The organism is Limosilactobacillus pontis (genome assembly GCF_002940945.1).
Classification (GTDB): Bacteria; Bacillota; Bacilli; order Lactobacillales; family Lactobacillaceae; genus Limosilactobacillus; species Limosilactobacillus pontis_A.
Genome location: NZ_PNFV01000003.1, coordinates 1 through 17,709, shown reverse-complemented (window position 1 = coordinate 17,709; position 17,709 = coordinate 1). Strand labels below are relative to the sequence as shown.

At 47.4% G+C, this 17,709-nt stretch carries 20 protein-coding genes and 1 pseudogene; all 21 read left to right on the top strand.

What is annotated here, in order from left to right; translation table 11 throughout:
- Positions 1–110: 110 nt before the first annotated feature.
- Positions 111–746 carry a uracil phosphoribosyltransferase gene (gene upp / locus CK797_RS03030; protein WP_104688336.1) on the top strand — a complete coding sequence of 212 codons (636 nt, stop codon included), beginning with the start codon at positions 111–113 and terminating at the stop codon, positions 744–746.
- Positions 747–860: 114 nt separating this feature from the next.
- Positions 861–1,973: a YibE/F family protein gene (locus CK797_RS03025; protein ID WP_181049509.1), complete on the top strand. Its 1,113-nt coding sequence runs from the start codon at positions 861–863 to the stop codon at positions 1,971–1,973.
- A complete protein-coding gene (locus tag CK797_RS03020; protein WP_104688334.1) occupies positions 1,974–2,741 on the top strand; it encodes a YibE/F family protein in 768 nt (255 codons plus the stop codon). It abuts the gene before it with no gap.
- Between the two features lie 318 nt (positions 2,742–3,059).
- Positions 3,060–3,767 (top strand): F0F1 ATP synthase subunit A, encoded by a 708-nt coding sequence (gene atpB / locus CK797_RS03015; RefSeq protein ID WP_104688333.1) that lies wholly within the window; start codon positions 3,060–3,062, stop codon positions 3,765–3,767.
- Between the two features lie 24 nt (positions 3,768–3,791).
- Positions 3,792–4,010, top strand: coding sequence for a F0F1 ATP synthase subunit C (gene atpE / locus CK797_RS03010; protein ID WP_003666561.1), 219 nt, complete (start codon positions 3,792–3,794; stop codon positions 4,008–4,010).
- 47 nt (positions 4,011–4,057) lie between these two features.
- Positions 4,058–4,576, top strand: a complete 519-nt coding sequence (gene atpF, locus CK797_RS03005; protein WP_057807143.1) for a F0F1 ATP synthase subunit B — start codon at positions 4,058–4,060, stop codon at positions 4,574–4,576.
- Positions 4,566–5,108: an ATP synthase F1 subunit delta gene (gene atpH / locus CK797_RS03000; RefSeq protein WP_104688332.1), complete on the top strand. Its 543-nt coding sequence runs from the start codon at positions 4,566–4,568 to the stop codon at positions 5,106–5,108. Before atpF ends, atpH begins: the two co-directional genes overlap by 11 nt.
- Before the next feature lie 32 nt (positions 5,109–5,140).
- Entirely contained in the window at positions 5,141–6,679 is a 1,539-nt protein-coding gene (gene atpA, locus CK797_RS02995; protein ID WP_104688331.1) for a F0F1 ATP synthase subunit alpha, read from the top strand.
- A gap of 35 nt (positions 6,680–6,714) precedes the next feature.
- Complete coding sequence (locus tag CK797_RS02990; RefSeq protein WP_104688330.1) at positions 6,715–7,683, top strand: F0F1 ATP synthase subunit gamma; 969 nt, start codon at positions 6,715–6,717, stop codon at positions 7,681–7,683.
- A 23-nt stretch (positions 7,684–7,706) separates the two neighbouring features.
- Entirely contained in the window at positions 7,707–9,131 is a 1,425-nt protein-coding gene (atpD, locus tag CK797_RS02985) for a F0F1 ATP synthase subunit beta (protein ID WP_104688329.1), read from the top strand.
- A 13-nt stretch (positions 9,132–9,144) separates the two neighbouring features.
- The gene (locus tag CK797_RS02980; protein WP_104688328.1) at positions 9,145–9,573 is read left to right on the top strand and encodes a F0F1 ATP synthase subunit epsilon; all 429 of its coding nucleotides are present in this window, start codon (positions 9,145–9,147) and stop codon (positions 9,571–9,573) included.
- A 216-nt stretch (positions 9,574–9,789) separates the two neighbouring features.
- The gene (locus CK797_RS02975) at positions 9,790–10,020 is read left to right on the top strand and encodes a DUF1146 family protein (RefSeq protein ID WP_104688327.1); all 231 of its coding nucleotides are present in this window, start codon (positions 9,790–9,792) and stop codon (positions 10,018–10,020) included.
- An 18-nt stretch (positions 10,021–10,038) separates the two neighbouring features.
- Complete coding sequence (gene murA, locus CK797_RS02970; protein ID WP_104688326.1) at positions 10,039–11,355, top strand: UDP-N-acetylglucosamine 1-carboxyvinyltransferase; 1,317 nt, start codon at positions 10,039–10,041, stop codon at positions 11,353–11,355.
- 82 nt (positions 11,356–11,437) lie between these two features.
- A complete protein-coding gene (locus CK797_RS02965; RefSeq protein WP_104688325.1) occupies positions 11,438–12,430 on the top strand; it encodes a rod shape-determining protein in 993 nt (330 codons plus the stop codon).
- Positions 12,431–12,435: 5 nt separating this feature from the next.
- On the top strand, positions 12,436–12,672 hold the full coding sequence (yidD, locus tag CK797_RS02960) for a membrane protein insertion efficiency factor YidD (RefSeq protein WP_104688324.1): 237 nt from the start codon (positions 12,436–12,438) through the stop codon (positions 12,670–12,672).
- A 15-nt stretch (positions 12,673–12,687) separates the two neighbouring features.
- Entirely contained in the window at positions 12,688–12,912 is a 225-nt protein-coding gene (locus CK797_RS02955) for a DUF2969 domain-containing protein (protein ID WP_104688323.1), read from the top strand.
- A gap of 46 nt (positions 12,913–12,958) precedes the next feature.
- Complete coding sequence (locus CK797_RS02950) at positions 12,959–14,152, top strand: FtsW/RodA/SpoVE family cell cycle protein (RefSeq protein WP_104688322.1); 1,194 nt, start codon at positions 12,959–12,961, stop codon at positions 14,150–14,152.
- 15 nt (positions 14,153–14,167) lie between these two features.
- Positions 14,168–14,467: a glycine cleavage system protein H gene (locus tag CK797_RS02945; RefSeq protein WP_104688321.1), complete on the top strand. Its 300-nt coding sequence runs from the start codon at positions 14,168–14,170 to the stop codon at positions 14,465–14,467.
- 141 nt (positions 14,468–14,608) lie between these two features.
- Complete coding sequence (locus CK797_RS02940; RefSeq protein ID WP_104688320.1) at positions 14,609–15,739, top strand: D-alanine--D-alanine ligase family protein; 1,131 nt, start codon at positions 14,609–14,611, stop codon at positions 15,737–15,739.
- A 249-nt stretch (positions 15,740–15,988) separates the two neighbouring features.
- Positions 15,989–16,828 carry a helix-turn-helix domain-containing protein gene (locus CK797_RS02935; RefSeq protein ID WP_104688319.1) on the top strand — a complete coding sequence of 280 codons (840 nt, stop codon included), beginning with the start codon at positions 15,989–15,991 and terminating at the stop codon, positions 16,826–16,828.
- Between the two features lie 311 nt (positions 16,829–17,139).
- A pseudogene (locus CK797_RS02930) lies at positions 17,140–17,574 on the top strand (MFS transporter); the annotation flags it as partial.
- Positions 17,575–17,709 lie beyond the last annotated feature (135 nt).

Below are 17,709 nucleotides of genomic sequence, written 5' to 3'. Positions count from 1 at the left end.
CTGTTTGAAGTCAACAGTTAGAATGATTGTGAGAAGATGGACAAAGTAGCTTTGTCACTTCTCATTTTTTTTGGTAGAATAGAGAAGAAATTCAAAGGAGTGTATTAGGCATGGGCAAGTTTGAAGTTATTGATCACCCATTAATTCAACATAAGTTAACGATGATTCGGGATAAGAATGTCGGGACTAAGTTTTTCCGGGAAACGGTTAAAGAGATCTCGACCCTGATGGCCTATGAGGTGGCTCGGGATATGCCAATGAAGGACGTTGAAATTGAGACGCCGATTGCTAAGACCACCCAAAAGGAACTGGCCGGTAAAAAGGTTGCTATTATTCCGATTCTGCGTGCCGGTTTAGGAATGGTTGATGGGATGACCGATCTGATTCCGGCCGCTAAAATTGGTTTTATCGGGATGTACCGTGACGAGAAGACCCTAAAGCCCCATGAATACTTCGTCAAGCTGCCGAACGACATCACGGAACGGCAACTGTTCATCGTGGACCCAATGCTGGCCACCGGTGGTTCCGCAATGATGGCCATCGAAGCGTTGAAGAAGCGGGGATGTCAAGAGAGTAATATGAAGTTTGCCTGCCTGGTTGCCGCACCAGAAGGGGTCAAGGCCGTTCGTGAGGCATACCCAGACGTTGACCTTTATGCTGCAGGGCTTGATGACCACCTCAATAAGGACGGTTACATTGTTCCTGGTTTGGGGGATGCTGGGGACCGGCTCTTCGGTACTAAGTAATTATTTATGATTGTTAAAAATGTTTACGAAGATCATAAGATTTTCGTAAACACTTTTTTATTTGTCAAATAATATTAAAATGGCAACTGATCAATTCGTAAGGGAATGTTGAAATTGTTAAATGTTGCCTGGTTACGCAATAAACGATGGCTGCTGGTGGGCTTGCTCATCCTCGGTCTGGTTTGCGTGGCCTTTACAATGAATAACCAGCGCTTCTACCGCCGGCCGATCGCCCGTGTGGTCAAGGTGACGACCGTGGGGCACCCACGGCAGACCAGCGACCAGTTCAAAAACGTTGATCACCAGTATGATCAGCGTATTACCGCGGTGATGGAGAACGGGACGAACCGGGGACAACGGGTGTTGCTTAGTAATACTTATAGTGATTCCCGGCCGATGGACCAGCGCTACCGAGTAGGCAACCGGGTCTTCTTAAGCCAGGTTCGGCACCACGGCAAGCAGCTTACCGCTAACATTATTGGTTACAAGCGGGATACGGTCCTGGTCACGGTAGCCTGGCTGGTTGTCATGATTCTCCTGTTGACGATGGGAAAGGCCGGCGCTTGGGCGCTGACCAGTGTAATCGTCAATGCCCTCCTCTTCGTCTTAGCGGTCGAATTTGACCTGCACAACAACGGTGAGCATATCATGGGGATCTTCGGTGTTCTCACGATCATCTTTGCCTTTATCAGCCTCCTGCTGGTTCTGGGACCAAGCAAGAAGATGCTAGCCACCTTCAGTGCAACCATAATCGGGACCTTCGCTGCGCTTGGCGTTAGTCTATTGGTCTTTTCCTGGACCCACCAGCGGGGAATTTATTACGAGTCAATGCAGTATGTCACCCAGGTACCCCGGCCGCTCTTTTTAGCCGAAACCCTGTTGGGATCTTTGGGGGCGGTGATGGATGAGTCCAGTGATATCATCGCAACGCTGTTCGAGCTTAAACAGTTAGAGCCTGCCGTCACACCGCATCAATTGTTTATGTCCGGTCGAAACGTCGGTAAATCAATTATGGGTCCACTAATCAATGTTCTTTTCCTGATCTTCATGGCCGACACCTTTACGTCTAGCTTGCTTTATATCAAGAATGGAAACTCCTGGGGCTATACCTTTGCTATGAACATGAGCCTGGGAACTGTTCAGAGCCTAGTTTCAGGGATTGGGATCGTGCTGGCCGTACCTCTGGTCAGTGCATTTGGTGCGTTATTGTTAGGGAGGCGATCATAAATGACAACCATTACTGCCCTTGGCCTGGTATTAATGATTCTAATGGTCCTGGTCGGCGGCAAGCAGGGCTGGTCTGCATTTCTCAGTCTCCTACTTAATTTTGGCTTTCTTTACTTTGCGATGGTGTTAATTGCCTTCCACGTGCCGCCGCTGTTTGTCACAGTAGTCACGGGGGTAACAATCCTGGCCATTACCATCTTTATGGGCGAGGATGACCTACGGACCACGGTGACCGCTTTCTATGCGTCATTGATCGTTATGGCGCTGCTAATTGCCTTTATCATTCTGATTGAACACTGGGCCCAAGTTCAGGGATTTGGTACCGAGGATAGTGACGACCTGGAGGGGATGTCAATTCTGATCGGGATCAGCTATCTGAAGGTTGCCGTGACCGTGACCGTTTTGAGTACGCTCGGGGCGATTGCTGAAGCTGCCATGGCAATCTCCTCGGGACTGACCGAGGTCTTAGAGAACCACCCGACCATCAGCAACCCCCGCTTAATCAAGAGCGGGATGGCGATTGGTCGTCAGATCATTGGAACGACCTTTAATACTCTTTTCTTCGGGGTTTTCGGTGGATTCTTAGCCCTTTTTATCTGGTTTGCGGGTCTTCACTACTCCCTGGGGACGATCATGAACAACAAAATTTTCGTGGCCGAGATGTTGGAAATCCTGATTTCTTTTATCGGGGTTCTGATTACGGTGCCGATGACCGCCTGGGTAATGACCAGGCGGCGGGGGCATCTGATCCACGATCAGCATAAGTAGAATAAACAGAAAGCAACGGTGGGCAATAAGCGCCACGGCTGCTTTTTTTGTGTGATGATCGTGGCCATTGTGGATACGATTATTGATTCTTATTAAACTTTAATCGATATTTTGTCGGGATCGTTCATAACGAAAGAAAAACCGCTGGCGCTAGGCCTGGCAACAATCAACGCTCTTAGCCAGACTTAATATTTTTTTGAATTTTTCCTTAAATAATGATATATTACTAGACGTAACTTGGGCTAGCTCGTCTTTTACAGCGACTTTTAACCAACTTACAAGCCAAATTATTGTTATAAGGAAAGAGGTGGAATATGAATGGGCGGTGATGCTTTAACTTTTAAGCTTTTCGGACTCACGTTCAATACAACGAACATTGTCTCTGGACTGATTATTTACGCAATCGTGTTCTTCACTCTTTACGGGATGTCACGAAAGATTCAGATGAAGCCAACAGGCGCGCAAAATGTCTTTGAGTGGTTAGTTGATTTTACAAATGGAATTGTCCGGAGTCAGATGCCAGCAGCAGAGCAGGGACGTTACAGCTTCTTTGCTTTTGTGCTGTTTGTCTTTATCTTCTTCGCTAACCAATTTGGGTTGATCTTCCAGTTCCATTGGAACGGGGCAGAAGTGCTTAGAAGTCCAACGGCGGATCCAGTTGTTACGCTGACCTTCTCACTGATGGTAATGGCTTTGGCACACTTTGCCGGTGTTGCCCACAACGGCCTTGGGGGTTACCTCAAGAACTACACTAAGCCATTTACCCTGATGCTGCCAGTCAACATCATTGAAGAGTTTGCAAACTTCTTGACACTGGGTCTTCGTATCTTTGGTAACATTTTTGCTGGTGAACTGTTAATGAGTTTGATTGCCAATATGGCCTTCTCACACGGTGCCTTAACAATCATTCCGGGATTGCTTCTGGAATTGGCATGGCAAGGCTTCTCCGTATTTATCGGTTCAATCCAGGCTTATGTCTTTGTAACATTAACGACGGTTTATATTTCTCGGAAGGTTTCCGAATAATAATCTCTAAGGAGGAATTTTAAAATGGCATTAGGAGCAATTGCTGCAGGACTCGCGGCTATGGGTGCCGCTATCGGTGGTGGTATTGGTGATGGTATCTTAATCGGACACACTGTCGACAGTATCGCACGTCAACCAGAATTACAAAGTAGATTACAAGCAACGATGTTCATTGGTGTTGGTTTGATTGAAGCCATGCCTATCATCGCCATCGTTATTGGCTTCCTTGTTATGAACAAGTAATTGTTGAATCACAATTTGATTTTTTTACAACAAGGAGGTGTCAATAGATGTTTGTGAACAGTGTGTTAGCTGAATCGAACAGTTTATACATTGGGGATCTTGTCTTCTACATCGTCACCTTCATTATTCTGATGTTGCTGGTCAAGCACTTCGCATGGGGACCAGTTACCGACATGATGAAAAAGCGGGCAGACAAGATTGCCAGTGATATCGACAACGCGGCGCGGTCACGGGAACATGCCGAAAAGATGGCTGCTAAGCGTCAGGCGGAACTGCAAAATTCACGTCAGGAAGCTGCAGACATTGTAAGCAATGCCAAGAAGTCGGCTGAAACACAACGAGCACAAATTGTTGAGGCAGCACAAAATGATGCTCAAGCCCTCAAACAACAGGCACAACAGGATGCGGATCAAGCACGTCGCGATGCGCTGAATGGTGCCAAGGATGACGTTGCAAACTTATCTATTGAGATTGCTTCCAAACTCATCCAAAAAGAATTAAAGGCAGACGATCAAAAGGAATTGATCGACTCCTACATCGAAGGGTTGGTAAATCATGAGTCTTGATAAGAAGACAGTTGCGGGGCGTTACGCTCGGGCACTGTTCGAATTGGTCGATGAAGACAATGAACTCGATCAGACTTATCAAGAATTGATTGCTTTACGCCAAGTCTTTGAGGACAATGAGAGCCTGGAATCCGCACTAGCGGGTGTCCAACTGTCACTCGATGAAAAAAAAGCATTAGTTCAGGATTTGCAGCAGGGAACTTCCCAATACGTTACGAACCTGATTCAAATGCTTTTTGATTACGGCCGCATGGATTGCATGGTCGCAATTATTGATGAGTTTGAACGGCGGTATGACGCTAAGAATAAGCGGATGCATGCTGACGTTGTCACAGCGATCCAACTCGATAAACAACAACGGGATCAACTGAAGACAAACCTGGCCAAGCGTTTCGGCGCCACCGAGGTTGTCTTAAGCGAACAGGTTGATCCGGAAATTTTAGGTGGGGTTATTGTCCATGCCGATCATAAGACCCTGGACGGTAGTCTCAGCTCAAAGATTAAGCAAATTCGTCGTTTACTAGTTAGATAAAATAGATCTTTTGTTAAAGAGGTGAGACCTTTATGAGCATTAAAACTGAGGAAATCAGTTCACTCATCAAGAAACAGCTTGCCAACTACCAAGACCAGGTTTCTGTTGAAGAAACGGGAACGGTTACCTATGTTGGTGATGGTGTTGCTCGTGCCGATGGCTTGGAAAACGCCATGGCCGGTGAGTTGCTCGAATTTAGCAACGGTGTTTACGGAATGGCCCAAAACCTCGAAAGTAACGATGTTGGTATCGTTATTTTAGGGGACTTTACGGGAATTCGTGAAGGTGACACCGTTAAACGGACGGGTCGAATCATGGAAGTACCCGTCGGTGATGCATTACTGGGACGGGTTGTTGATCCACTAGGCCGGCCAATTGATGGTCTGGGCGAGATCAAGACTGATAAGACACGTCCAATCGAACGGAAGGCTCCAGGGGTTATGGAGCGGAAGAGTGTTAGTGAACCATTGCAGACTGGGATCAAGGTTATCGATGCCCTGGTTCCAATTGGTCGTGGTCAGCGTGAGTTGATCATTGGTGACCGGAAGACCGGTAAGACCGCTATTGCGTTGGACACGATTATCAACCAGAAGGACAAGGATGTTATCTGCATCTACGTTGCCATTGGTCAAAAGGAATCAACTGTACGGGCTAATGTAGAAACATTGCGCAAGTTCGGTGCTATGGACTACACGATCGTTGTATCCGCTAGTGCTTCTAACCCTGCGCCAATGCTGTACATTGCGCCATATGCCGGTGCCGCAATGGGTGAGGAATTCATGTTTGGCGGCAAGGATGTCTTAATTGTTTACGATGACCTGTCCAAGCAGGCCGATGCCTACCGTGAACTTTCTCTGATTCTGCGTCGTCCTCCTGGCCGTGAAGCTTACCCTGGTGATATCTTCTACACCCACTCACGGCTGCTGGAACGGGCTGCGCGGTTATCTGATGACCTTGGTGGTGGTTCAATGACCGCCTTGCCAATCATTCAGACCCAGGCCGGGGACGTTTCCGCATATATTCCAACCAACGTTATTTCTATCACCGATGGTCAGATCTTCCTGGACGCCGATGAATTTTACGCTGGTCAGCGGCCAGCCATTGATGCCGGGACTTCAGTTTCCCGGGTTGGTGGTGACGCCCAGATCAAGGCTATGAAGAAGGTTGCCGGTACCCTGCGTCTGGATATTGCTTCCTATAACGAGTTGGCATCATTTGCCCAATTCGGTTCTGACCTTGATGATGCGACCCAGGCCAAGCTGGCTCGTGGTCAGCGGACGATGGAAGTCTTGAAGCAGGGCTTGCATCAACCTCAATCAGCAGCCCAACAAGTTGTAACGCTGTTCGCCCTGTCCCACGGATTCATTGATAAGATTCCGTTGGATGATGTTCAACGTTACGAGAGTGAACTGGCTGCTTACATGCATGCTAACCACCAAGACCTTTATGACGATATCACTAAGACTGGTAAGCTGCCGGAAGGCGACAGCTTGCAAAATGCGGTTGCTGACTTCTCCAAGTCATTCCAGACGAGTGACAGCCAGAAGAAGGCCGCTGCTGCTAATAAGTAGTTAATGATAGTTAGTCGAAAGGACGGTGAGATTTAGTGCCAGCTTCACTTGCTGCAGTTAAACATAAAATTGAATCTACGAAGAGTACTCGGCAAATCACGTCTGCGATGCAGATGGTTTCAACTGCTAAACTGAACCAAATTCAACACCATACCCAAACCTACGAAGTTTATGCTGAGAAGGTTAGACAAATGTTGGCTGATCTGGTTAAATCTCACAGCGCAACATCTGCTGCTTCGCAAGATGATGTTTACGCTGCACTATTCAAAAAGCGTCCGGTTAAGAAGACCGGGATCCTGGTAATTACCTCAGACCGGGGCCTCGTTGGTAGTTACAACAGTAACATCATCAAGGATACTATGAGCCTGATGGATAAGCACAACCTGACCAAGGATAATACCGTCTTCTTGACGATCGGAAAGACCGGAACGGAATTCTTCAAGAAACGCGGCATGAACATCGTGTACCAGTATTCTGGGGTCAGCGATGTCCCGTTGTTCCGCGAAGTGCTGCCAATCGTCCGGACAGCTGTCCAGATGTACAATGACGGTGTCTTCGATGAGTTGTACACGGTTCATAGTCACTATGTGAACCGGATCACGTCACACGTGATGGTTCATAAGGCATTGCCAATCACCGAGAAGACTCTGTTGAACGCTGACGAGCTAGCCCAATTAGCGGCCAACGATCAGCAGGATAGTCCGGCAAACGGTGAAAGCGGTGATGTTATGACCGCACACGTTTCGGCTGAATATGAATTTGAACCGTCAGATACGGCAATTGTTTCTGCACTGGTTGAACAGTACGCGGAGAGTGCCTTGTATGGAGCAATCTTGGATGCCAAGACATCTGAGCACTCATCAAGTGCCAACGCCATGCGTTCTGCCACCGACAATGCTGATGACATTGTTTCAACATTGCAATTGCAATATAACCGAGCACGGCAAGCAGCCATCACCACCGAAATTACTGAAATTACCGGTGGGATGACCGCACAAGAATAATTTCAAACGTAGGAGGAAACAACATGAGTACTGGTAAAGTTCTCCAAGTTATCGGGCCAGTTGTCGATGTTGAGTTCCCCTTAGACGAAAAGCTTCCTGAAATTAATGATGCCTTGAAGATTAAGGAAAGTGATGACAAAGTCTTAACGACTGAGGTTGCCCTGGAATTGGGTGACGGGGTCGTACGGACGATTGCCATGGACGGAACCGACGGTCTTCAACGGGGAATGGAAGTTGAAAACACTGGTGCCGCAATTAGTGTGCCAGTTGGTGACGATACTCTTGGTCGGGTATTTAACGTCTTAGGTGAACCAGTTGATAACGGACCGAAGTTTGGTCCAGATGCTAAGCGGATGCCAATTCACCGTGACGCACCTAAGTATGACGAATTGAACAACAACACGGAAATCCTGGAAACCGGGATCAAGGTTATTGATCTCTTGGCTCCATATGTCCGTGGTGGTAAGATTGGTCTCTTCGGTGGTGCCGGTGTTGGTAAGACCGTTTTGATTCAGGAATTGATTCATAACATTGCCCAAGGGCACAATGGTATTTCTGTCTTTACGGGGGTTGGTGAACGAACCCGTGAAGGTAACGATATGTACTATGAGATGAAGGCTTCTGGGGTTCTGGAAAAGACAGCCATGGTTTATGGTCAGATGAACGAACCACCGGGTGCCCGGATGCGGGTTGCCTTGACTGGTCTGACGATTGCGGAATACTTCCGTGACGTCAAGGGGCAGGATGTGCTGCTCTTCATCGATAATATTTTCCGGTTCACTCAGGCCGGTTCAGAAGTTTCTGCCCTGTTGGGGCGGATTCCTTCGGCCGTTGGTTACCAACCAACGCTGGCAACTGAAATGGGTCAGTTGCAGGAACGAATCACTTCTACCAAGAAGGGTTCCATTACGTCGATTCAGGCTGTTTATGTTCCTGCCGATGACTATACCGACCCAGCTCCAGCTACTACTTTTGCTCACTTGGATGCTACTACCAATCTGGAACGTCGGCTGACACAAATCGGTATTTACCCAGCCGTTGATCCACTGGCCTCAACTTCAACTGCCTTGACGCCAGAAATCGTTGGTAAGGAACACTATGAGATTGCAACACAGGTTCAACACGTTCTGCAACGGTACCACGAACTGCAAGATATCATCTCTATCCTGGGGATGGATGAACTGTCTGACGAAGAAAAGACGATTGTTGCTCGTGCACGGCGGATTCAGAACTTCCTGTCACAGAGCTTCAGTGTTGCTTCACAATTTACCGGTCAACCTGGTAAGTACGTTCCATTGAAGGACACCATCAAGGGCTTCAAGGAAATCCTGGAAGGTAAGTATGACGACCTGCCGGAAGAAGCATTCCGTTTGGTTGGACCAATCGAAGATGTTGTGGAAAAGGCAAAGAAATTACAGGCGGATTCTGACGAGAGCAGTAAAGATTAGGAGGGGATAATTTATGGCTGACAGTAAATTTAAGGTCACGATTATTACCCCTGACGGCACTGTTTACGACAATGATAATGCCACGATGATCATTATGAACACTTCTGGTGGTCAGATGGGGATCATGGCCAATCACGTGCCCCTAATTGCCGCGCTGGAAATCAGCACCGTGCGGATTAAGCACAATGAAGGTACTGCCGAAGTTGCTGCCGTTAACGGTGGGATCATCCAATTCGATGGTCACCAGGCCTTGATTGCGGCCGATAGTGCTGAAATGCCTGAGGAGATTGATATCCAACGGGCAGAAGAAGCCAAGAAGCGGTCCGAATCAGAGATTGAAAAGGCTAAGCGCGAACATAATCAGGATGACTTGGCACGGGCGGAAGTCCACCTTAAGCGGGCGATTAACCGTCTAAATACCTCTAAGCTCATCAAAAAATAGGAACAACTCAAAAGAGGGTTTCACCAGATAAGGGATTGCAACACGGGAACGTGGATGCGATCCCTTTATTGTTTTCTTGGTTGATAACGGTCATAATGCTCTTATAATTGGTGGGGAAGGGCGGCTAATTATTTTAATTCGGTTAAGCTTTCTTGGTATGGCCACCCGGCTAGTTATGATATGATAAAATACAAACGTTTGTGAGGAGGATAACGCTTGGAACTGACGGGAATACATGCACTAATTGAGATTGTGGTTCAGTTGCTGTTTGTGTGGCTGGCCTTTAATGCAATTCAAGGCTTTCATGTTGAACGCTACTTCAAACGGCCACCCCGTACTCTGCCGCTGGCAATTGTTTTAATGGCAACGGCAGTGGGGTATCTATGTGCCAGCTTTTTCCTGAATATTATCAGTGCAATTGGTAACTTGGTGTATCTTGTTCGCTAGGAATTGAGGGAGGAAACAATGGAAAAAATGGTAATCAAGGGCGGGCGGCGTCTAACCGGCCGTGTCCATATTGAAGGTGCCAAAAATGCGGCACTTCCGATCCAGGCTGCCAGCCTTCTGGCGACGGTTGGCAGCTTTCGGTTGACCAATGTACCGCCGCTTTTGGACATCATCACCATGAATCACCTTCTTAAGTTCCTGAATGTGGCAGTGGCCTTTGATGAGACGGGACACGAGCTTTTACTAGATGCCCAGAAACCGATCGCCAACGAGGCTCCCTTTGAGTACGTCGATGAGATGCGGGCTTCCCTGTTAGTGATGGGGCCGTTGCTGGCTCGGACTGGTCACGCCAAGGTAGCCTTGCCAGGTGGCTGTGCGATCGGTTCACGCCCAATTGATCTTCATATCAAGGGGCTACGGGCCCTAGGCGCCCACGTTGACCAGCGCGATGGTTATATTGAGGCTCATGCTGCCCAACTAATGGGAGCGCGGATCTATCTTGATTTTCCTAGCGTGGGGGCGACCGAAGACTTAATGATGGCTGCCACCCGGGCCACCGGAATCACGACGATCGAGAACGCCGCTAAAGAACCCGAGGTCATCGACTTGGCCAACTTCCTAAATAAGATGGGCGCCCGGGTTCACGGTGCCGGAACGTCGGTCATCCGCATCCAGGGGGTTAACTTTCTTCACGGCTGTGAGTACCGTCTGATGCCGGACCGAATCGAGGCTGGGACCTTCATGATTGCTGCGGCAGTCACTAACGGAGATGTTCTGGTGGCTGACGCGATTGCCGAACACAATGCCTCCCTGATCGCTAAACTTGAGGAAATGGGGGTAACCGTCATTCGTCAGGATAACGGTATTCGGGTCTTGGGGACGGCGGTTTTACTGCCGACTAATATCAAGACGATGCCTTATCCGGGTTTTCCGACCGACCTGCAACCGCAGATCTCGGTGCTTCAGCTTCTGGCTAACGGGGTCAGTACTCTGGACGAGCGAATCTTTGAGAAGCGTTTTATGCATCTTGAAGAGTTGCGGCGGATGAATGCAAAGTTCCAGATTAGTGGACCAGTGGCGGTTCTGGATGGGCCGACCAAGTTTAGTGGTGCTGAGGTGACCGCCTCTGACCTCCGGGCGGGGGCAGCTCTTGTGTTGGCTGGCCTGGTTGCGACGGGAATTACCCAGGTTCGCAACATCGCAGAAATCGACCGGGGATACTATCACTTTCAAGAGAAGTTGCACGCCCTCGGTGCTTCAATTGATCGGATTGACATTGCGGACAAGTACAGGTTGTCACCGGACCATCCCACTAATGAAACTAACCATGACTGATCCGCAGCACGGATGATATTATGGTATAATACGAACGATATTAACTTAGAATAAAATCTTTCACGAGAAGGAGCAGTAAATAATGGCACAAGATATTGGTATTGATTTAGGGACAGCCAACGTGCTGATCTATGTTCAAGGCAAGGGAATTGTCCTGAACGAGCCTTCCGTTGTCGCAATCGACACCCAAACCAACAAGATCCTGGCAGTGGGTTCCGAGGCCTACCGGATGGTAGGACGGACGCCAAGTAACATCCGGGCGATCCGTCCATTGAAGAACGGGGTCATTTCTGACTTTGACGTCACGGAGGAAATGTTAGCTTACTTTATCGGTAAACTAAGCGTCAAAGGCTTTATGTCCAAGCCAAATATTTTGATCTGTGCGCCAACTAATATTACCGAAATTGAGCGCAAGGCGATCATCCAGGCTGCCGAGCAGTCTGGTGGTGGCAAGGTCTACCTAGAATACGAGCCTAAGGTTGCGGCCATCGGTGCTGGTCTCGATATTTTCAAACCACGAGGTAGTATGGTTATCGATATGGGTGGTGGAACCAGCGACATTGCCATCCTCTCCTTGGGTGACATTGTTTCTAGCCGTTCGATTCGAATGGCCGGTGACAAGCTTAACAATGACATTGCTGCCTACATCAAGGATAAACATGGCCTGGTTATCGGTGAGCATACCGCTGAAAATATCAAGATGAAGATCGGAACGGCTTTAAAGTCAGATAAGCCGGCCGAGATGGACGTCCGGGGCCGTGATGTAGCCAGTGGAATGCCAAAGCAGATCACGGTTAATGAGAACGAGATCGAGGAGGCCATCCATGATACCCTGGAGCAGATCTTAACGGCCACCGTTAATGTTTTGGAGACCGTGCCGCCGGAATTGGCTAGTGACATCATCGACCGGGGGATCATGCTTACCGGTGGGACGGCTCTTCTGAAGGGAATTGACCAACTCTTCAGCGACCGCCTTAAGGTACCGGTTGTTGTTTCCCAGAGTCCGCTGGATAACGTGGCTAAGGGTGCCGGTGAAATGCTGGAACGGATGCAGAAGACCGATCGAAAGAAGTAGCATTGATGGTTCAGGTATTATGTAAAATAGTACGGTGGTATCAGCGGGTGATCTCGGCACGGCGACAGATACGGGTCTGTCGCTACTATCCCAGTTGTTCTCAATATATGTTGGAGTCCTTGGAACGTTTCGGGTTAAAGGGCTCTCTTCTGGGCATTGCGCGGATCTTGCGTTGCCATCCGTTTGCACGCGGGGGATATGACCCGGTACCTGATCATTTTACGTTTCGACGCAAATACTAAGTAAAAGGTGAAATTGTGGCTAAAAAAGACAAAAAGATTGAAGTAAGTGTTAAGGATATTGAACGGCAGAATCAACCGGTTCAACAGATCTTCATTGGTGAACGGCTGATCGGCGAGGTGGTAACGGATAACGATCGCTTCAAGGCCCTGTTGACAGCGGATCAGAGCGAGTTCTTCGTTCATTCGCAGGAGGAAGGCCTGGAGATGGTTCTCCAGCAGTACCACCTGCACCAGCACTAACGCGATACCGTTCTCTTTGAAAATAATTGAGTAAAGGAGTTAGGTAATGCAACGTTCGCAAAGTGATGAAGAAAGTCGAATTGACTGGGGGATTATCTTCTGTGTCCTCCTTCTGGCCTTAATTGGTTTGGCCTCGATTTACGTGGCGGCTGTCCATGACCGGCAGCAGACTAGCGTAGCTCGACAGGTAATCACCCAGCTGGTATGGTATGCAATCGGTACGATCTTAATCGTAGTGATCATGCAGTTTGATTCGGAGCAGCTCTGGAAGTTGGCACCGATTGTCTATTGGCTGAGTATCTTCTTGATGTTTGCCATCCTGGTATTTTATAGTCGCTCTTATTACGCTAGTACGGGTGCAAAAAGCTGGTTTGCCATTGGACCGTTTACCTTCCAGCCTTCGGAAATTATGAAGCCGGCCTATATCTTGATGATGGGGCGGGTAATCACCACGCACAACAATCGTTACAGTGTCCATACTGTTCAGTCCGACTGGCGGCTGATTGGGACGATGTTTCTTTGGTTGTTGCCAATTCTGGTTTCCCTTCACTTCCAGAATGACTTCGGGACGGCCTTGGTCTTCTTTGCTATTTTCTGTGGGATGGTCCTGGTTTCCGGGGTTACCTGGCGGATTATTGCTCCGGCGGCCATCGCCTTGACGGTGGTTGGTGGCTCGGCTCTAGCGATGGTTACCTCCTCGATTGGTCGGCGGATACTGGAGCACGTTGGCTTTCAGTCCTATCAGTTCGACCGGGTTGATACTTGGTTACATCCCGAGCAGGATACGACTAATCAGGGCTACCAACTTTGGCAGAGTATCAAGGCAGTTGGTTCCGGTGGAATTACCGGGACAGGATTCAATAATTCCAAGGTTTACGTACCAGTACGGGAGTCCGATATGATTTTCTCCGTGATTGGTGAAAATTTTGGTTTCATCGGTGGGGTTCTCCTCATCCTGATCTATTTGCTCTTAATTTACCTGATGATTCGTGTTACATTTGATACTAAGAATGAGTTTTACGCCTATATCTCAACCGGGGTCATCATGATGATCCTCTTCCACGTTTTTGAAAATATTGGGATGAATATCGGATTGCTACCCCTAACTGGTATTCCGTTGCCGTTCATTAGTGCCGGGGGGTCTTCTTTGATCGGTAACCTGATCGGGATTGGAATGGTAATGTCGATGCGTTATCACCATCATTCTTATATGTTTAGCAACAAAAAAGAGTTTAGATAGTGGGGTAATTAGATAATGGCTGCGAAAAATAACTACTTTTGGACTAAGAAACTCGATAATGGTAATACGCGAGTAGGCCTAAATGATCAAGGTCGTGATGATCTGGGGCAGATTAGCTTTATCGACGTGCCAGCCAAGGGGACTGTCTTGAAAGACGGCGGCAAGTTTGTTTCCGTCGAGGCTGAAAAGGCGGTTACTGACCTGGACAGTCCAGTTGCTGGGACAATTGTGGCGATTAACGACCAGGTTGTTGACGACCCGGCTGGCTTGGATTCGGCTGACGAGAACCAAAATTGGATCGTCGAAGTTAAGTAATGAGATGATGTAAAGCAACCGCTGATGAAGGTCAGCGGTTGTTTTTATTTATTCCATTGGCGGGACTAGTTAATCATGTTATACTTAAGTTTCTAGGAATGACGGATTAAATAGAAAATAATATATAAGGTGGTATTTCAAATGGCTAAGAAGTTACGGATTGCACTGCTTTTTGGTGGGAATTCCTCTGAGCACGACGTTTCCAAGCGTTCAGCCCACAATATCTATGATGCCCTTGATAAGGACAAGTATGATGTAAGCCTGTTTATGTTTACCAAGGATGGGATCCTGCTGAACAACGCAGCCTCCCAGCGAATCTTTGACGGTGAGCCGGAAGATGAGGTTGTCAAGGACGCTTACGCAAAGATGGACCTGACTCAGCCTCTAGCCCCGATTATGGCCCTAAATGAGCTGAAGACGATTGACTTCTTCTACCCGGTTATCCACGGAAACCTGGGCGAAGATGGGACTATTCAGGGACTTTTCAAGCTCCTGAACAAGCCTTACGTTGGTTCCAATATTGCAGCGAGTGCGATGGCCTTTGACAAGGATCTAACCAAGAAGATCCTGACTGAGGCGGGGATTAGGAATACCCCCTACGTTCTGCTGACACCGGAGAACCGGGCTGACTACTCATGGGGGCAGATTGAGGAACGCCTCGGCGACCTCGTTTTCATTAAACCAGCCAAGCAGGGATCCTCGGTTGGGATTCACCGGGTTACTAACGCTGACGAGTACGAGGCAGCCCTGGACGACGCTTTTAAGTACGATTTCAAGGTTTTGGCCGAACAGGGAGTTGCCAACCCGCAGGAGGTTGAGATTTCTATTCTCGGGAACGAGCACCCGATTGCTTCCAAGCTAGGAGCAATTCGCGTTCCAGAGGGTGATCCTTTTTATGATTACGAGAATAAGTTTGTCGACGCCAGTGGGGTTATTTTTGAGTTGCCGGTCAAACTACCTCAGTACCTCACTGATGAGATCACTGAGATGGCGCTAAAGGCTTATAAGGCGCTCGGCATGAAAGGAATGGCCCGGATCGACTTCCTGGTTGACGAGAACAACGTACCATACCTGGGTGAACCCAACACCCTGCCAGGCTTTACGAATATCAGCCTTTACCCGCAGATGTGGGAAGTTTCCGGAATTAGTTACTCAGAACTGATCGATCGGCTAATTGAACTGGGGCTGGAAGAATTTAAGCGCAACAGCCAGATTACCTATGACTTCAAGGAATTGGGCACAGAACGCGTCGGTACGAAGAAATTTAATTAAAATTTTTTTGAATGATATTGTTAAAAATGAGTGGTGATGCTAAGATAATTAGTGTTATTGCCCATTTTTGTTTTTAAAGTAAAAAACAGGTCCGGCAATGGGTAAATAATAGCATAGGCAAAAGAGACGACAAAGGACTAATTACTAGCAAGGATATTATAATAAGTGTTATACTTCTTACAGAAAGTAAATAATATTTTGTTGTTTTAAGTAACCTGAGAGAGATAATTTATTTGAGGATGATAACCAATGAAACTCCGTGGAGACGTTTTAAAACAAATTCGCCGCAAGAGGGGCTTGTCGCAAACCGCATTAGCCGAGGGCATCTGTACTCAAGCGACGATTAGCTTGATGGAAAAGCAAAACCGATTACCAAAGATGGACATCTTGACTGCAATTTGTGAGCGGTTAAATATTTCGTCAGATCGGATCGTTGAAAACGAGGTTAGTGGAGTTAACGATACCTTCAACAAGGTAATTGACCTGCTGACGGCGCACGAGTACGACAAGGCCGAAAAAATGCTCGATGCGATTAAGGTCAAGCAGCTCGATAGTGACTTTGATAAGCAGCGCTACTATTACCTGTTGGGGATGGTCCAGGTTGAAAACGACCAGATTGACGATGCCATCTTTAATTTTGAATTAGTCTTGACTCAATTTGCTACAACGAGCGCTAATATTTATCTGGCTATGACGACGGCTGGGATGGCATTGGCCTACCTGAAGCGTAATGATCGTGAACGAGCTATTCGCTTGACCAACCGATCAGTTAAACTGATCGATAACAAGAAATTGATCGGTAGTTTGCACCAGTGGGTATCAATCAACGATCAGATTGCCAGCCTCTACCTTGAGTTAGGTGATCCGGATAGCGCCATTGAGATGGTTAATCGTGGGATTAAAATGTGTCGGGCACACGATTCCCTGTTCCTGCTTGATGAGCTTTACCTGTGTCTGGGACGTTGCTACATCGCCAAGGGCGAGCAGAAGGATGCTAAGCAGGCTTTAGAGATTGCTAAGAGTCTCAGTATTGCCCGTCACGGGACTTTGATGGAAGAAGATATCGAGACCGAGCTGGAAAAGCTCTAATAAATTTAAAAGCTATTATTAAGAAGAACCGTGTTCAGTGTTAACTGGACATGGTTCTTTTTTATTGGCTTATTGTTACGGACAAATATATTTTAAAATAAAATTTGAACGTATTTTCACAATATAAATTGTCTGAAAACGTTTTATTATAAGTGATTCATCTTATATAAGCTTTTAATATTCACAATTAGTCCTAACTAATTTGTAAATTTTCCTCTTGATTTATACGTACAAATAAGATAATATAATAATCGTTCAATGAATACGTTTTCATGAGTGAGCAAATTATCTTAGCAAGTATGTTAAGGAGGATGAATGTAATGGCAAAAGCCAACAAAAAAATCTCAAGTGCATTTATCTACTTCTTCGGTTCATTCGGAGGAATCCTCTTCGGTTATGATATCGGGGTTATGACGGGTGCATTACCGTTTCTGCAAACCGACTGGCATCTAGAAAATGCCGCCGGGCTGGTCGGCTGGATCACTTCAGCCGTCATGTTTGGGGCTATCTTCGGGGGTGCTCTGGCCGGACAGCTTTCCGATAAGTTCGGACGGCGGAAGATGATCCTGATGTCGTCAATCGTCTTCATGATCTTCTCCATCCTGTCTGGTGTTTCACCAGATATGGGTGAGGCCAGTGCCTATTACCTGATTATTGTTCGGATGCTTCTCGGGCTGGCGGTTGGTGCCGCTTCTGCCTTGGTACCGGCTTACATGTCAGAAATGGCGCCAGCAGATAAGCGGGGGCTATAATGCCCTCTAAGTATACAGATGAAATAGAAAATTCATCTTATATACTTGGAGGGCATTTTTTGTGGATAGGAATTCAAAATATAGTACAGAAGAAAAGCTATCGATATTAAACGAATTAAGTCATTCTAG

Coding starts and splice junctions, on each gene's coding strand:
- upp (WP_104688336.1), top strand. CDS start 111: ATGGGCAAGTTTGAAGTTATTGATCACCCATTAATTCAACATAAGTTA.
- CK797_RS03020 (WP_104688334.1), top strand. CDS start 1,974: ATGACAACCATTACTGCCCTTGGCCTGGTATTAATGATTCTAATGGTC.
- atpB (WP_104688333.1), top strand. CDS start 3,060: ATGGGCGGTGATGCTTTAACTTTTAAGCTTTTCGGACTCACGTTCAAT.
- atpE (WP_003666561.1), top strand. CDS start 3,792: ATGGCATTAGGAGCAATTGCTGCAGGACTCGCGGCTATGGGTGCCGCT.
- atpF (WP_057807143.1), top strand. CDS start 4,058: ATGTTTGTGAACAGTGTGTTAGCTGAATCGAACAGTTTATACATTGGG.
- atpH (WP_104688332.1), top strand. CDS start 4,566: ATGAGTCTTGATAAGAAGACAGTTGCGGGGCGTTACGCTCGGGCACTG.
- atpA (WP_104688331.1), top strand. CDS start 5,141: ATGAGCATTAAAACTGAGGAAATCAGTTCACTCATCAAGAAACAGCTT.
- atpD (WP_104688329.1), top strand. CDS start 7,707: ATGAGTACTGGTAAAGTTCTCCAAGTTATCGGGCCAGTTGTCGATGTT.
- CK797_RS02980 (WP_104688328.1), top strand. CDS start 9,145: ATGGCTGACAGTAAATTTAAGGTCACGATTATTACCCCTGACGGCACT.
- murA (WP_104688326.1), top strand. CDS start 10,039: ATGGAAAAAATGGTAATCAAGGGCGGGCGGCGTCTAACCGGCCGTGTC.
- CK797_RS02965 (WP_104688325.1), top strand. CDS start 11,438: ATGGCACAAGATATTGGTATTGATTTAGGGACAGCCAACGTGCTGATC.
- yidD (WP_104688324.1), top strand. CDS start 12,436: ATGGTTCAGGTATTATGTAAAATAGTACGGTGGTATCAGCGGGTGATC.
- CK797_RS02950 (WP_104688322.1), top strand. CDS start 12,959: ATGCAACGTTCGCAAAGTGATGAAGAAAGTCGAATTGACTGGGGGATT.
- CK797_RS02945 (WP_104688321.1), top strand. CDS start 14,168: ATGGCTGCGAAAAATAACTACTTTTGGACTAAGAAACTCGATAATGGT.
- CK797_RS02940 (WP_104688320.1), top strand. CDS start 14,609: ATGGCTAAGAAGTTACGGATTGCACTGCTTTTTGGTGGGAATTCCTCT.
- CK797_RS02935 (WP_104688319.1), top strand. CDS start 15,989: ATGAAACTCCGTGGAGACGTTTTAAAACAAATTCGCCGCAAGAGGGGC.